We start from the raw sequence: 219 nt of genomic DNA, 5'->3' as shown, positions 1-219 counted from the left end.
CTTTCCAGCCCTGGCAGCGCCAGGTAGTGAAAATCGGAGTCCAGGCTCACCAGCAGGAGTTCCTTGCCCCCCACAACAGCACTGAGGCGCACGCCATAGCCCAGCTCACGTCTGGCCAGGCGCCGGGCCTCTTCGATGTTCCAGACATCAATCTGCCCGCTACCGATCACCGCCACCAGGCCATCGGCAAGCGGCTGCAAACTAACCTCCATGTCCGCC

The 219-nt window shown here is 63.0% G+C and carries 1 protein-coding gene; it reads right to left on the bottom strand.

The features are described 5' to 3' along the window. Window positions 1-200 (bottom strand): hypothetical protein (locus A3709_RS19485; protein ID WP_156507864.1); only part of this gene is annotated, 200 nt, incomplete at its 3' end. Window positions 201-219 lie beyond the last annotated feature (19 nt).

Origin of the sequence: Halioglobus sp. HI00S01 (assembly GCF_001635445.1) — a bacterium.
Classification (GTDB): domain Bacteria; phylum Pseudomonadota; class Gammaproteobacteria; order Pseudomonadales; family Halieaceae; genus Halioglobus; species Halioglobus japonicus.
Note: the sequence above shows the minus strand (reverse complement) of the source record. Positions and strands in the feature narration are given on the sequence as shown.